Here is a 15750-nt window from a genome sequence, read left to right on the forward strand (position 1 = left end):
ACTCTGCGGAAAGAAGCGGGGTTATGGGGGCTAGGGTTTAATCAACCAGCTTAAATTCGTCTTTTAAGATTTGGGTGATTTCTGCTTTGGGGTTGTCTGACAATTCAATTTTCTCGCCAGTAATTTTTTCAGCAATACTCGTATAAGTTTTTGACAGGTTCATCAAAGCTTCTGTTGGTAGGTCGTTGTCACGAGCGAGTGCTTGGCGTTCGTCCATGCGGTCTTTGTTCAATAGAATGTCTGAGTCTTCGAAATGATTCAGTAGGAACTGGCGGAAACCTTCTTTTGAGTTTTCGACCACTTTGCCGTTTTCACGGAACGCTGGGCCATCCCAAATACGCGACGAATCAGGCGTGCCAACTTCATCCATATAGATCAACTTCTCGTTGTCGTCTTTGCCTTTGACGTAACCAAACTCAAACTTGGTATCGACAAACATTTGGTCAAGCTTGGCAAGCTCGTTGCTGATTAAGTCGAAACCTTCTTTCAGTAGTTTTTCGTATAAGTCGATATCGTCTTTGCTGCGGAAAGCAAAAGCTTCATAGTTATCTTCGATGTTCTTGCGAGTCACGTTGACGTCGTCAGCTTCTGGGACACCTGGGATACCTTTCAAGATGCCTTTGGTTGATGGCGTGATTAATAACTCATCAAGTTTTTGATCTTTTTCTAGGCCATCAGGAAGGCGGATACCGCAAAACTCACGTTCGCCTTTGGCGTAGGCACGCCACATGGAGCCTGTGATGTATTGGCGAGCAATTGCTTCAATCTTAACGGGCTTGGCTTTTTGCACTATCCATACAAATGGGTGCGGAATTTCAAGGATGTGGCTGTCGGCTAGGCCATTCTCGCGAAAAAGTTTAAACCAGTGGTTGGATATAGCGTTTAACGCAGCGCCTTTGCCTGGAACACCGTTCATGCCACCTTCGCCGTGCCAGATAGCGTCAAACGCTGATATGCGGTCACTGATCACCATAATCGCTAATGGCGTGTCGGCGGCCACGTCATAGCCACGTTCTTTGATCAAGCGTGCGCTATCTTCTTCGGTAAGCCAGTAGACAGAGCGGACTTTACCGCTGTGGACCGGTTGGTTGGTACGGATCGGGAGATCGTCATTAACGGCTAAAACTTTATCAGCAAGGCTCATGGATGTGACCTATTGTGTTATACAGTTGAATCCAAAGAGTTACGGGGCTGCGCGGCAACACCCGTCGGATATAAATATTGCTGCGAAATGATACCAGAATTGGTGAATTTCTCCACGTTTTGCGTGAGCGTATAGCAATTTTACAGGATCTTAACGGTCTAAGTTTTATGTTGTTGATTAACTGATGTATAGTGAAGAGTAGCGTGAAAACAGTTTAATCCATTGATTTTATTATTGTAATAAAATCAATGGTAATCAACATTTAATCATAAGGGAGCCCATGATGAGCGAAGAGGTTATTGATTGTAAGAAGTCGTTATCCGTTGGCGGTAAGGATTTCGACATTTGGAGCCTGCGAGACTTACAAGAGCAGGGGCATGACATCAAGAAGATGCCGTTTTCAATACGTATCCTTCTGGAAAATGCACTAAGAAACCACGATGGACTGGGCGTGACCAGCGAGCATGTGGATACTTTGTTGCAATGGAAACCGAATCCCGAGAAAAAAGAAGTTCCTTATAAGCCTGCGCGTGTTTTGATGCAGGATTTTACCGGTGTACCTGCGGTTGTCGACTTGGCATCCGTTCGTGCCGAGGCGGCCAAGCATGGCGTCGAAGGTTCAAAAGTGAATCCTTTAATCCCTGTGGACTTGGTCATTGACCACTCGGTGCAGGTTGATTTCTATGGCGACAAAGACTCGTTGGATAAAAATATCCAGATGGAGTATGAGCGAAACGAAGAGCGCTACCAGTTCTTGAAGTGGGCGCAGACTGCCTTTAATAACTTTACCGTGGTGCCGCCGGGCATGGGTATTTGTCACCAAGTAAACTTAGAGTATTTGGCTCAAGGTATTGTGGAGCGTGATGGTGCTTTATTCCCTGATACCTTAGTAGGTACTGATTCACACACACCAATGGTGAACGGTATTGGTGTTGTTGGTTGGGGCGTCGGCGGTATTGAAGCTGAAGCTGCGATCCTTGGTCAACCTATCTTCTTTATCATGCCAGAAGTCGTTGGCTTAAAGCTGACCGGTAAACTGCCAGTGGGTACGACAGCGACCGATATGGTTCTGACCATTACTGAATTACTGCGTAAGCATGGCGTGGTTGGCAAATTTGTCGAAGTTTTTGGCGAAGGATTGGATCACTTAACAGTAACCGACCGTGCGACCATTTCGAACATGTCGCCTGAATTTGGTTGTACCGTGACTTACTTCCCGATCGATGATCGCACCTTGGATTACATGCGCGATACGAATCGTAGCAAAGAAACGATTGAGCGTGTGGAAGCTTACACTAAAAATAATATGTTATGGCGCGAGAACGAAAGCGACATCGAGTACAGCAGTGTGGTTGAGCTGGATTTGAGTACTGTTGTTCCTACAGCGTCGGGTCCAAAACGCCCACAGGATAAAATTGCGATCAGCAATTTAAAAGCTCAGTTCAAGTCTTTGATGGAGCTAAACTATGGTCGTGGTTATCAGCCTTTAGAAGATCGTAGCCCAGCGGATAACGATAATGGTTTATTGAAAACGATTAAGGTTGATGACAAAGATAGTGATCAAGATTATGAACTACACGATGGTTCAATTTCGATTGCCGCTATTACCTCTTGTACTAACACCTCGAACCCAAGCGTGATGATCGGCGCTGGTTTGGTGGCGAAAAAAGCCAATGAACTAGGCTTAACCGTTAAGCCTTGGGTTAAAACATCGTTAGCACCAGGCTCGAAAGTGGTTACCGACTACCTTGAAAACTCAGGCTTACTTGATGATCTAGAAGCGTTAGATTTCTTCTTGGTCGGTTATGGCTGTACTTCATGTATTGGTAACTCAGGGCCACTGCCTGACGCTATTGGCGAGGCTGTGGTTAAAAACGACTTGGTGGTAGCTTCGGTTCTGTCGGGTAACCGAAACTTTGAAGCGCGTGTTCATCCTGATGTGAAGATGAATTTCTTGATGTCGCCAATGTTGGTGGTGGTTTACGCACTAGCGGGTCGTGTCGATATCGACTTTGATCAAGAGCCGGTGGCACATACACCAGATGGCAAACCGGTTTACTTTAAGGACTTATGGCCTAGTAATGAAGACATTCAAGAAGTCATGAATAAGGTTCTGACGCCTGCTGATTTCGCGAAAAACTATGGCAAGATTTTTGACGGTAACGAGCAATGGCGTGATATGGACGTGTCTACTGATAAAGTGTATCAGTGGGATGATTCGTCGACTTATATCAAGCAAGCACCGTTTTTCCAAGGCTTGAAGCCGAAAGTGGAGCAGCCAAAAGATATCGAAGGTGCCAGCGTTCTATTAAAGCTGGGGGATTCGATTACTACGGACCATATTTCTCCAGCGGGCGGTTTCTCAGAAGATTCGCCAGCGGGGCAATATTTAAAAGGTCGCGGTATCGAGCCACGGATGTTTAACTCTTACGGTTCGCGCCGTGGTAACGATGAAGTGATGGTGCGTGGTACTTTTGCCAACGTTCGTATCAAGAACCAGTTAGTGGATAAAGAGGGTGGTTACACTCGCTACATTCCAAACGGCGAAACCATGACAGTATTTGATGCATCGCAGAAATATCAAGCCGAAGGCACGCCGCTGATCGTGTTAGCGGGTAAAGAATACGGTAGTGGTTCATCGCGAGACTGGGCAGCTAAAGGTACGACATTGCTTGGGATTAAAGCGGTTATTGCTGAAAGCTACGAGCGAATTCACCGTAGTAACTTAGTCGGCATGGGCGTGTTACCGCTTGAGTTTGCGAATGGCGAAGACGCTGAAACCCTTGGCTTAAGCGGTGATGAAAGCTTTACCATTAAAGGCATTTCTGACGGTCTTGAAGTGAACCAGACGTTTGAAGTGGAGGCGAAAAGCAGCGATGGTAAAACCAAAACCTTCAAGGTGCTGTCTCGTTTAGACTCAAAGGTTGAGCTGGAATACTACAAGAACGGCGGTATTCTTCACTATGTGTTGAGAGACTTTATTAACGCTTAAGTGGAGAGTTATTGAATGTCGAAACAATCCACGGTTGAGCAAGTCTACGAGGCTATCAACAGTGGTGATGATGGGCGGGTCTGCAAGGATATTCCTGAGCAGGCCTGCGATCATCAGCCTAAAAATGTCACAACTCACATCATTTCGTTGGCTGCGACTAAAGTGGCTGACGGTCTTATTGATCCCAAGTTAATTCTCAGCTGGTTGTTGTCAGCGCTTGGCGCTTCGACTTTTTTAGTGGGCTTATTAGTACCGATTAGAGAAGCGGGAGCCTTGTTGCCTCAGTTGTTTACGGCGGGTGCCTTAAGACGCTTGCCGCAAAGAAAGTGGGCGTGGGCGCTGGGAAGCCTGGTGCAGGGGCTGTCGGTGGCTGGCATGGTAATGAGCGCTGTGTTGCTAGAAGGTAAGCAAGCAGGAGTTGCTATTGTCATTTTGCTTGGCATTCTTGCTGTGGCGCGAAGTGTGTGCTCTGTTTCTTATAAAGATGTTCTAGGCAAAACAGTTTCTAAGTCGATGCGAGGGAAGGTGACGGGCTTAGCTGCCTCGGTGGCATCTGGCGCAGTCATTGTTTTTGGCTTAGTACTTGCGTCCGATTATGTCGAGCGTATGACGTTGGTACTGATTGCGATGACCCTTGCCGCAGGATTATGGATTTTTGCCAGTTTGACCTTTTCCAAATTGGAAGAAGCAGAAGGGGCAACGGAAGGTGGTGGTAACCCACTTCAGGTCGCGAAGCAAAATTTAGCATTATTGAAAGACAAGCAACTGTTGTTGTTCATCAGTGTCAGAGCTTTGCTTATTGCAACTGCGTTAGCGCCACCGTTTATGGTGACGCTGAATGGTGAAGGTGGCGTCGAGAATCTTGATTCCATGCTAGGTGGTTTAGGCGCGTTGGTTTTAGCATCATCGCTCGCCAGCTTTTTGAGTAGTTATGTCTGGGGCTGGTTAGCGGATAAGTCCAGTCGCAAAGTTTTGATACTATCATCAATCGTGGCAATGATTGCTCTAGCGGCAACGGTTTTGCTGGCTGAGTATCAGCTGATCAGACACAGTATCGTATTACCCGCGGTACTGTTTGTGCTGATGATTGCTTACCACGGTGTTCGTTTGGGGCGCTCGACTCACTTGGTTGATATGGCGGAGGCGGATAATCGTGCTGCCTATACCGCGCTTTCGAATACCATCATTGGACTGATTCTATTAACCGGTGTCGGCTTCAGTGCGATTGCCCAAGTATTCGGCAATGTGGCGGTGTTAGCGGTTATGGCAGTGATGTGTTTACTAGCTGGATTATTAGCCCTGGGTCTCAAAGAGGTTCAGGAATAAGTAAGGCGGGTGGGCTGTAACTTGAAGTCGCTCAGAGTATAATGCTCGCCTAATTTTTAGCGTCACGGCATCTGCCATGAACTATCTCAACTTTGTCAAAAGTAATAAGTATTTGCTTCTATTCGGTTTTCTTTGTGTTTTTGTAGGGAACCTAGGGCAGACCTTCTTTATTTCATTATTCAATAAAGACCTCATCGGTAATCTGTTACTCGAAAAAGATAACCTAAGCTTGGTCTATTCTGTTGCCACCTTAATTAGTGGGTTCACCATTTTCTTTGTTGGCGCGAAGATTGACGATATTGAAGTTAAGACGTTTACCACTGTCGTTATACTGGGGTTAATTGGCTCCTGTATTTTGTTTGCCAACAGCTCAAACCTTATCATGCTGTTCTTCTCGTACCTTGGTATTCGGCTTTGTGGTCAAGGATTGATGACGCATATTGCGGTAACAACGCTTATGCGCTATATCCCGCAACATCGCGGGAAAGCAGTGAGTCTATCGTTACAGGGGATGGCGTTTGGTGAAATGATTATGCCAGCCATTGCTGTTGGCCTACTGAAGAATTACGGCCATAGCACCAGTTGGCACAGTTACGCTATTGTCGCTTTAATCATCGTATTTCCTTTGTTGTTATGGTTGTTGAAGAAAGCCGATTTAGTGCCTGTACATGAAATGTCGGAGCAGTCTGAAGATGGCGCAGCGACAAAAGATTGGTCGCGTTTACAAGTCATGTCAGATTGGCGTTTTTGGTTGATTTTGCCAGCCATCATTGGTCCAGCCTTCTTGATTACCGGGATATTTTTCCATCAAACGATTTTGATTGATGGTAAGGGCTGGACGCTGGACTGGTTGTCAATCGGTCTGATGCTGTATGGGTTAATACACTTCTTAGGTGCGATCGTAACCGGGCCTTTGGTGGATGCTTCCCATCCTCGCGTCTACATGCGTTGGTATTTATTGCCGCTAGTTTTAGGCATGGTGTGTTTGTATATTGGTGACCATAAAGCATGGTTATTGGCATTTATGGTTTTAGCGGGAATGACGGTGGCGTCGAGTGGCCCAGTAATAAACTCTTTCTATGCGGAAGTGTTCGGTAATACCCATCTTGGTGCTATTCGAGCGCTGGTATCGGCGACCATGATTATTTCTACAGGCATTGCACCTTACTTATTTTCACTATTCGATAGCGTAGAAACCTTTTTAACCTTTGCAATTGGCTATGGTGTTTTTGCCAGCCTTGTTATTCAGAAAAAACTTCTCGCCGAAAAATAATTGTATTGTCATAAAAAAAAGCGCTCTAAGGAGCGCTTTTTTCGTTAAACGATTTATAGTTAGTAAGAAAGTTACTGATTGCTCAGATACTCTTTAACATTATCTTCATGGAACTTAACTTGCGCCATACAAAGCTCAATTGACTCGATGCTTTGCTTGTAAGGGCGCGGTGCCCCAGCCAGTTCCTCAACAATAGGTTTGAAGAATTTTTTGTAATCATTTTTCATGGCGCTCGAGCAGAAGAACTGCCCGACCACCGGTAAGCGATTTTGACCGAAAGGCGGAATACGTGACTTGATGCCTTCGATATTTGTTTTGAACCACTCCCACATAGGCTTCTGTAGCTCTTTGTCCTGCAACTGACCTACTAGGATGGAATAGATTTCATTATCTCGAAGCTCTTCCGACAAGATCAGTTCCCTTAACTCGGTCGCATACTCTGGGTCTTGAACCGATCCTAAACCACCTAATAAACGTCCGCGAACGGTTCCATCATTAGATGAGTCGAGTAGCATTTTCAAATGTTTGGCAAATGGCGTGCCCAGGTCTTCAACCGCGACCTTTATGGCGGTGCTGATAACATTGCTGTCGGCTTTGTCGGGGTGAATGTTGCCATCGATTTTGTAGCCTGTGTAGGCAATAGCCATATCCGTTAAGTACTGTCTCACCGCTTTATCTTCGCCTTCATCGGCTAAGAAGTTGATTAATCCAGTACGCATACGGATCGTATCAACCGAGTCATCTTTCTTGGTTTCCAGTCCAAGCTCTGTTAGCTTTTGGCCGTAAAGAGAGCGGTTCAGACTTGCCAGCTTTGCTTTTTCTTCGTCTGAGTCAGCAACCTTACCGTATACGAAGCTCAACAGTTTGCTTGGCCCCATAACGATAGCTTCTGAGTCAGAGGCTATAATTTTAGGTGCAATTTCAATTAAATCGGTGAAGGTCATTTTGCCGGCGTTAATAGCCCCTTGAAGACTATTGTTGAGCGACATCATCTCTTCAGTGCTGAGTTGTGCTTTATGGCTTAACAAGGACTGCCAGCCGTCACTTTCCATGCTGAATCGATAATAACCCGCACCGTTAGCATTCGGCATCACAAACGCCGGACAACCTTTCTCTTCAAGTTCAAAGCTTTGATTGGCATCTTCTAACACTTTACATACTTGGTGTTGATTGCCATCAATCGCGTACTTAAAGCAGGCAGGAACTTTCCACGTTTGTTTGACAGAGCCTTTAGAACCGATAGGAAGGTAGCGTGACTGTGAAACCTTCACAGTCGCTGCCTTATCTGCTTCGCAGGATAACTCAACGTTTAACAAAGGAATACCAGGCTGCTCTAAGAAGCTATTAAACGCATCTTGTATGGTTTCAAGTGGTATGTGTGGCGATTTTTCACCTATGGCGGTAATAAAGTCCTGAGCGGTGGCGTTACCGAACTCGAACTTTTTCATGTAATGCTGAATGCCGGCTCTAAAGTTTTCAGGGCCAAGAAAAGCTTCTAGCATACTGAGAACACCGCCACCTTTAGAGTAAGTAATACCATCGAAAGCCGACTGAATATCATGATTACTTTCGATCGGCTGGCGTATTTGACGTGCCGTGATAAGACTATCGGAACCCATAACGTTTAAAGAACGTTCTAACAGCGCTTGTCTAAACTTTTGTTTCGGGTAAACCTTGTTGTTGGATACGTGAGCCATCCAAGTCGCGAAAGCCTCATTTAACCAAATATCATCCCACCATACCGGCGTTACTAAGTTACCAAACCATTGATGAGCAAGCTCATGAGCGTGGACATTCATGTAGGCGCGTTTTTGTCCCAATGAAATAGTGCTATCAAAGAGCAGCAATTGTTCACGGTAGGTAATAAGGCCTGCATTTTCCATCGCACCAGCGTTAAAGTCTGGAACTGCTACGATATCTAATTTTTTATAGGGGTAAGGAATTTGGAAGTATTGCTCCAGGCCGTTTAAAATATCTTTGGTGTTTTTTAAGGCATAAGTTAAACGGTGACCTTTGCCTTTCGTGGCGATACCTCGTAGCGGAATCGAAAAGTCGCGCACGTCTGTGGCCGGAATGTCCTGCCACTCAACAACGTCAAAATCACCGACTGCAAAAGCAACCAAGTAAGTGGGAAGTGGTTTTGACTTTGCAAACACAATCTTCTTCCAGCCATTACCAAGATCGGTTTCAGAGATTGCTGGTGTGCTGGTGAAGGCTCTGTGCTCATTACGAACAGTCATGCTGTAGGAAAATGGAACCTTAAAGGCTGGTTCGTCAAAGCTCGGGAATGCCAATCGAGCCGCAGTGGCTTCAAACTGGGTGAAGGCGTAGTTAAGTTCGCCGTCTTTGACTCGGTATAAGCCTTCTAACGCTTCATTAAAGGGCGCTTCGTAATCAATCGTCAACTTGGCGTGACCTGTATTAACCGGCTCCTCAAAAGACAACTTAACCACACCGGTGGTGTCGACTTCTTCATAAGAACCATTGATTGGTGGTTTGCCTTGAGGCGTTAATGTCACGCTATGGGCAGTAATATCTTTACCATGAAGCCAGATGTGAGCTGTTGCTTCATCAACTTGTAGGTTGACCACCACTGTGCCACTAAAGGTTGGTTGATCAGGGTCAACTTTTAAGTGTACTTCGTAGCTGGTAGGGCTTATCGTTGATGGCAGTCTGCCGGTAGGAATCTCTTTAGGGTAGTTCGACTCGGCGATCGATTGCTTTACCGCTTCATTGTCCTGCTTTTTAGAATTTTGTTCAGCTAAAGACTCTACGACTTTTGTGTTGTCGTTTTTAATGTCTTTGCCGTCCTCACTCTGGTTACAGCCCGCAGCCAGCACAAGGCTACTAAAGATTGTTATTAGTCCTATTTTTTTCACGGTTTAACCCTTTATTGTTAAGATGCTCCATAGCATACATGGTTTGGTTTAATTTATTAATAGTAACTCTGCACAGCTGTGTAACATCCTGTTACATTTATAAAGCTAGACTTAAGAGTGCGCTATCGACGAAATGTTTACACTGTAGTCGCTATAATTTTGCATCGGACTGGGGTTTGATAAAACTCTAATTATTTCAAATAGTTATAAAGAATGGCATATGAGCAATAAACAAAAGAATCTATGGTTATCCGTTATTTTACCTTTAGTGATCCTAGTTGGGGTCGTGGTTTTAGTGAACGTGATGACCAGCAGCAAGCCTAAAGCATTTAACCGAAAGCCGCCTGAAACCGTGGAAACGGTGGAAATAGCTCCAGTTAAATATGAAGACTATCAAGTGTTCATAGACTCATACGGTAATATTGAAGCGTCAACGTCAAGCCAGTTGGTTGCTCAAGTCTCGGGTCAAGTTATATCAGTTGCTGACAACTTTAAAACTGGCCTTCCTATCAAGAAAGGACAGGAACTACTCCAAGTCGATGCGCGTGATTATCAAATTGAAGTCAGAATTGCAGGCGCTGAAGTTGCTAATGCTCAGCTTGCTTTGAATGAAGAGAAAGCTCGTGCCGAGCAAGCGTTAAAAGATTGGAAAAAAATTAACCCTAACAAAAAAGCCAATGCTTTAGTGTTACGGGAGCCGCAACTGGCATCAGCACAGGCAAGTCTAGAAGCGGCAACTGCACGTCTGGAGAAAGCGAAATTGGCATTAAGCCGGGCAACAGTCACTGCGCCTTATGACGGATATATTATTCAACGATTGGTTAGCGTTGGTGAACTAATTAATACCAATACTCCTGTGGCGACTATTTTCTCTAGCGACTCTTTAGAAGCGCGATTACCTGTCCCAAGCAATAAAGTACAGTTCCTTAAGTCCCCAAGTAAGGGGGCTGCACAAGTCAAATTGGAAGCAGATTTCGCAGGCCAGACTGAGTCGTGGATCGTTCCAGTCGACCGTAGCGATAGTGTTATTGATGAGGAAACACGACAATGGTACGTAACAGCAAAGTTACCTTCAGACTTTTTAACGGTTAATCCGAAAGTAAAGGTTGGGCAGTTTGTAAGCGCTGAAATTGAAGGTGAGCTTTTGGAAGATGTGGTGGTGGTACCCTCGACCATTCTTACCGCTGATGATCAAATCTTTGTTTATCGTGAAGGCGCTGTATATCGTCGAGATATTAGAATTTTGTGGCAGGACGAAAAAAGCACAGTCATCGATCCCTATGGTGCGGAACCTAACTTAGAAGAGGGAGAGCAGTTGGTTATTTCCCGTCTTAGTTTTGTTGCGGACGGTGCAAAAGCACGCTTAAAGGATGCAGTGACGGGTGCGAAGAAGAAACCGCGAGCGCCTACTACCAACAACTCTAGCGTGGAGTAAGAACAATGATTAGTTGGTTTGCTAAAAACTCTGTCGCCGCGAACTTGTTAATGTTCGTTATTCTGATCGCTGGATCTTACACCATGTGGCAGCGCGTGACGGTTGAAACCTTCCCTAGTATTGAATTTGACTACATTAATGTTTCAGTGCCATTTCGTGGCTCCACGCCTGAAGAAGTCGAGCAAACGGTTTCAACTCGAATCGAAGAGGCGGTTTATGATTTAGAAGGAATAAAAGAATTATCGTCGAGTTCTTCTGAAGGCGTTGGTCGTGTCACGATTGAGGTCGAAGAAGGTTATGATGTTAAAGACTTGCTTGATCAAGTTAAGAGTCGAGTCGATGCGTTAAATACACTGCCAATAGAAGCTGAGAAACCTATTATTTCACAGTCCATTAGACGACGCGAAGCGATTAGTGTGGTTGTCAGCGGAGATCTTCCTGAAAAAGAATTACGACGCTACGCAGAAATTATTCAACAAGAAATTGCGTCGTTACCAGGCTTGTCGCAAATCGAAACCTCTGGTGTTCGTTCTTACGAAATTGCTATTGAGTTTAATCAAGCCAGACTCAACGAGTTTAACCTAACCTTACAAGATGTCGCTAGCGCGGTAAATCAGCGTTCGTTAGATCTATCTGCTGGGCAGGTTCGCTCCGAGCGCGGTGATATTTTATTGCGTTTAAAAGGTCAATCTTATACGCGGGAAGAGTTCACTCAAATTCCGATTTTAACACGACCAGATGGGACCATTCTTGAACTTGGAGACTTAGCCACGATTCGGGATGGCTTTGAAGAAGAAAGTGTTAACACTCGTTTTGATGGTAAACCGTCAATTGAGTTAGAAATCTATCGAACAGGGACACAAAGTACTATTGAAGTATCTGAGCGAGTCATTAACTACGTTAAGACCAAAAAATCAGAGTTGCCCGCAGGTGTGAGCTTGTCTGTGTGGCGCGATCGCTCAGAGCCACTAGAAGCCCGCTTAAGTACTCTTATAAGTTCAGCTGTGCAGGGTGGTTTGCTAGTGATTTTATTACTGGCACTATTCCTAAGACCGAGTATTGCGTTATGGGTAAGTCTTGGTATTCCTATAGCATTTGCAGGCGGCATGATATTTATGCCGGAGCTTGGTATCAGCGTCAACCTGATCAGTCTTTTCGCATTTATTCTGGTGCTCGGTATCGTGGTCGATGACGCGATTGTAACGGGTGAAAATATTTACAACCACTTGAACAAAGGCGATAAACCTTTGGATGCCGCGATTAACGGCACCAAAGAAGTTGCTGTGCCAGTGACTTTCGGTGTTATTACAACCATGGTGGCTTTCTTGCCACTGGCCTTTATGGGTGGCGGCTGGGGCGTGTTCTATTCACAAATTCCGTATATCGTGATCCCGGTACTTATTTTTTCATTGGTTGAGTCTAAGTTTATTTTGCCTGCTCATATTGGTCATATGAAGGCAGCTTCGAAGGAGAAAGAGCCGAATAAACTCATCCAATATCAGCAAAAATTTGCCAAAGGATTTGAAAAAGCCATTCTCAAATTTTATAAACCATTACTAGCTTTTGTACTGCATCATTGGTTTTTAAGTTTAGTGATATTTGTATCGATACTGTTGATCGTATGGGCGACTATTTCTAGTGGGATTACTCGCTTTGTTTACTTCCCTAGAATCCAAAGTGAAATTGCGCGAGTGTCATTACAGATGCCGGAGGGCACACCTTTTGAAGTGACTGATTCGTACGTTGAAAAAATCACTAATGCGGCATTAAAACTTCAAGAAAAGTATCGTGATGATGACGGCAACTCTGTGGTTGAGCATATCTTTTCTTCCAGTGGATCAACCTGGGGCGGAGGTTCAGCGTCGTCTAATATTGGTCGCGTTATGATTGAAATGATGCCACCTGAAAAGCGTGATGAATCGATCACAAGTACAAAACTGGTCAGCGAGTGGCGACAGTTAATCGGCCCACTACCCGGTGTTGAAACATTAACTTTTAGAGCAGAGATTGGACGAAGCGGCGATCCTATTGATGTTCAGTTACGTGGTTCTGACATAACTCGGTTAAATGCAGCAGCTAAAGAGGTCAAACAAACTCTCTCAACCGTATCGGGGGTATTTGATATTACAGATAGTTTCTCTAAGGGCAAACAAGAGATTCAGTTTACCTTAAAGCCACAAGCTGAAACTCTTGGGATTAGCTTGAGTGACCTAGCTCGACAAGTCCGTAACTCTTACTTTGGGGTTGAAGTTCAGCGAATACAAAGGGGCAGAGAAGATGTCCGTGTCATGCTTCGACTGGCCCAAGAAGAACGGGGTAGCTTGGAAGGACTTAATAGTTTATTGATCAATACTCCCGCTGGCGGGAAGATTCCTTTGTCTCAATTGGCTGAGCTGTCCTACGGAAAAAGCCCTGCAAGTATTTATCGTATTAATCGTCAGCGAACATTAAACATCACGGCCGATGTGGATAAAGAGAACGCCGATATAGAAGCGATTAAGCGTCGCATCATCGCAGATGCCACTGACATTGTTTCGAATTACCCTGGTGTTTCATTTAGCCTTGAAGGTGAGGCTCGTGAACAAGAAGAGTCAAATTATAATTTATTAATTAGCTTGGGTTTTGTTTTATTCGCGATTTATATTTTGTTAGCGATACCATTTAAATCGTATGTACAGCCTTTCGTGGTCATGGGAGTCATACCGTTTGGTGCAGCCATGGCAACGATTGGACACTGGATTATGGGAATGCCGCTATCGATCATGAGTATGATGGGGATGTTGGCTCTGACAGGGGTTGTGGTGAACGACTCGTTAGTCTTGGTTGACTATATTAACCAGCAACGTCGTAAATATGGTGAGTCGCTCACAGATGCTGTTTTACATGCTGGCGTAAGACGTTTGAGGCCTGTCATGTTGACTTCACTGACAACTTTCGCCGGCTTGATGCCTTTGATTTTCGAGAAATCTACTCAAGCACAGTTCTTGATTCCAATGGCCGTCTCGCTAGGCTTTGGTATTTTGCTATCAACGCTAGTAACACTAGTACTGGTTCCGTTGCTTTACTATAAGGCGACTCACGTCAAGCATTGGGTGAAACGAACTGTGGCAAAGTAAAAATCCAGTCTATAAACTTTATGGCTGCAGGGAAAAGTTCCCTGCAGCTTTCCGCTAAAAAGAATACTTTTCTAAAGCATTGAGCAAGTAAGTCTCTTCTTCTTTGTTGTGGAAATTATCCCGAATATGTTGTTTGATAAAAGCAACCTGTTGAACCAAAGCTTGTTTTGCTTCTTTCGATTGTAATGAGGTATTAATTTGACCGATTATTACGATGAGATGATACAAAATATCGGGCTTTGTTTTGCCGGCATCACGAATTTGGGAGAGTGCACTATGCACGATGTCAGTCTTAGTTGCAGATCTTCCAATAAGCCTTAATGTATCTTGCTCATCATGATATATGTGTTCTGGTAACTCTTTATCCAGAGCTTTCTTTAAAACGCCGGATAACTTATCCAAAACAGTGATTGCGGTGAAGTTGTCGTTGATTCCCGGCGATAATGCTCGCAACCCTATTTCGGCTAAGTGTCTGATAGAGTATTCGATATCTTGCGCGCCAGTTTTATTGGCTCCAATATCAATACAGCCCACAACGTTTATTTCTGTGTCTGCGTGGGCATGGCTTTTTGGAAATATCGCTCCTACCTTCTGCCCAGAGAATATGTAGTCACCAGCTCGGCATTCAATGTTGATCAAAAGATCATGTTTTGTAGCTAGCTCAAGTAAAGATGGATACTGGATGTTCTGAATGTAACCACTGCAGGCGCTATAAATATCACGCTTCTGTTGCGCTAATTCCTGAGGTATCGATGGGGCAGGAGCGTGTTGAGAACTGTCTTGGGTGCTACTGGTGAGACGCGCTAGGGAGTTTTCTAATTCCTGAGTAACACGTTCTATAGTGGTGTCTGCTATTCCGGAGCGTGCTACATGGTTCACATAACCGAGTAGTACAAACAGGTTGATAAAGGTCAGCAGAAAGCAGCAACTGATGGTTAATTTAGGCGGTTGTTCGAAGGTCGACTGATCATGTAACAAGATAAGCAAAGTTAACGTTAGAGCGATACTGCCGAAGAAGACACCGATATAGATTTGAGTCAGTCGGCTACTCATGAATATCTTGATCAGTCTTGGGCCAAGTTGCGAAGCGGACAAACTCAAGACCACCATAGTAATGGAGATGACCAATGTCGTCATAGTGATGAGAGCGGACAGTATGGTCTGAAGAATCGTTTTTGCGTCTTCAGTGGAACCTGCGTATAAGAAGTCTAGCTTTTCAACATATTCGGTATAGCTGAGTTCTAACCGAAACACCAAAAGAATCCCACCAATAAACATTAAGGAAATGATGACAGGTACATAAAATAAACTGCTTCTCGTCAGTTCCCATAGATTATAGAGTTTTGATGCCCATGACTTCATGGCTACTGTGTCCCTTGTGTTTTTCGTTTATTGTTAACGAAAGCCAAGGAAGTATCAATGATTTTAGATGGTGGGCCCGCCCCGACTTGAACGGGGGACCTGCCGATTATGAGTCGGATGCTCTAACCAACTGAGCTACGGGCCCATTTTGAGACGCCTTACAGGAATTGTCTGACGCTAAAAATGTTAACGCGCAGAAGTTTACGAGAAAACTCCTGCGCGT

General features: G+C 44.7%; 8 protein-coding genes and 1 tRNA gene. 5 read left to right on the forward strand and 4 right to left on the reverse strand.

Features of this window, described 5'->3' with window-relative positions; translation table 11 throughout:
• Nucleotides 1-37: 37 nt before the first annotated feature.
• Nucleotides 38-1144, reverse strand: coding sequence for a phosphoribosylaminoimidazolesuccinocarboxamide synthase (locus TQ33_RS01935; RefSeq protein ID WP_046560573.1), 1107 nt, complete (start codon nt 1142-1144; stop codon nt 38-40).
• A gap of 283 nt (nt 1145-1427) precedes the next feature.
• Here TQ33_RS01935 and acnA point away from each other — a divergent pair, with 283 nt between their 5' ends.
• The 3 genes from acnA (at nt 1428) to TQ33_RS01950 (ending at nt 6735) form a co-directional block, all read left to right on the forward strand.
• Nucleotides 1428-4136 (forward strand): aconitate hydratase AcnA, encoded by a 2709-nt coding sequence (acnA, locus tag TQ33_RS01940; RefSeq protein ID WP_046560574.1) that lies wholly within the window; start codon nt 1428-1430, stop codon nt 4134-4136.
• Nucleotides 4137-4151: 15 nt separating this feature from the next.
• On the forward strand, nt 4152-5462 hold the full coding sequence (locus tag TQ33_RS01945; protein WP_046560575.1) for an MFS transporter: 1311 nt from the start codon (nt 4152-4154) through the stop codon (nt 5460-5462).
• Between the two features lie 76 nt (nt 5463-5538).
• Nucleotides 5539-6735: an MFS transporter gene (locus tag TQ33_RS01950; RefSeq protein ID WP_046560576.1), complete on the forward strand. Its 1197-nt coding sequence runs from the start codon at nt 5539-5541 to the stop codon at nt 6733-6735.
• Nucleotides 6736-6806: 71 nt separating this feature from the next.
• Here TQ33_RS01950 and TQ33_RS01955 read toward each other — a convergent pair whose 3' ends face one another.
• The gene (locus TQ33_RS01955) at nt 6807-9614 is read right to left on the reverse strand and encodes a M1 family metallopeptidase (RefSeq protein ID WP_046560577.1); all 2808 of its coding nucleotides are present in this window, start codon (nt 9612-9614) and stop codon (nt 6807-6809) included.
• Nucleotides 9615-9834: 220 nt separating this feature from the next.
• Between TQ33_RS01955 and TQ33_RS01960 the strand changes: the two genes are divergently transcribed.
• A complete protein-coding gene (locus tag TQ33_RS01960) occupies nt 9835-11049 on the forward strand; it encodes an efflux RND transporter periplasmic adaptor subunit (protein ID WP_046560578.1) in 1215 nt (404 codons plus the stop codon).
• 5 nt (nt 11050-11054) lie between these two features.
• Nucleotides 11055-14165: an efflux RND transporter permease subunit gene (locus tag TQ33_RS01965; RefSeq protein ID WP_046560579.1), complete on the forward strand. Its 3111-nt coding sequence runs from the start codon at nt 11055-11057 to the stop codon at nt 14163-14165.
• A gap of 54 nt (nt 14166-14219) precedes the next feature.
• Here TQ33_RS01965 and TQ33_RS01970 read toward each other — a convergent pair whose 3' ends face one another.
• Entirely contained in the window at nt 14220-15527 is a 1308-nt protein-coding gene (locus TQ33_RS01970; protein WP_046560580.1) for a DUF2254 domain-containing protein, read from the reverse strand.
• 68 nt (nt 15528-15595) lie between these two features.
• Nucleotides 15596-15672: transfer RNA gene (locus tag TQ33_RS01975), tRNA-Ile, on the reverse strand.
• Between the last annotated feature and the right edge of the window lie 78 nt (nt 15673-15750).

The sequence above is a fragment of the Kangiella geojedonensis genome (assembly GCF_000981765.1).
In the GTDB taxonomy this organism is placed as follows: domain Bacteria; phylum Pseudomonadota; class Gammaproteobacteria; order Enterobacterales; family Kangiellaceae; genus Kangiella; species Kangiella geojedonensis.

What these genes read in the sequence shown, in the direction of transcription:
- TQ33_RS01970 (WP_046560580.1), bottom strand. Translation starts at nt 15,527, where the DNA reads ATGAAGTCATGGGCATCAAAACTCTATAATCTATGGGAACTGACGAGA.
- TQ33_RS01965 (WP_046560579.1), top strand. Translation starts at nt 11,055, where the DNA reads ATGATTAGTTGGTTTGCTAAAAACTCTGTCGCCGCGAACTTGTTAATG.
- TQ33_RS01945 (WP_046560575.1), top strand. Translation starts at nt 4,152, where the DNA reads ATGTCGAAACAATCCACGGTTGAGCAAGTCTACGAGGCTATCAACAGT.
- acnA (WP_046560574.1), top strand. Translation starts at nt 1,428, where the DNA reads ATGAGCGAAGAGGTTATTGATTGTAAGAAGTCGTTATCCGTTGGCGGT.
- TQ33_RS01935 (WP_046560573.1), bottom strand. Translation starts at nt 1,144, where the DNA reads ATGAGCCTTGCTGATAAAGTTTTAGCCGTTAATGACGATCTCCCGATC.
- TQ33_RS01960 (WP_046560578.1), top strand. Translation starts at nt 9,835, where the DNA reads ATGAGCAATAAACAAAAGAATCTATGGTTATCCGTTATTTTACCTTTA.
- TQ33_RS01950 (WP_046560576.1), top strand. Translation starts at nt 5,539, where the DNA reads ATGAACTATCTCAACTTTGTCAAAAGTAATAAGTATTTGCTTCTATTC.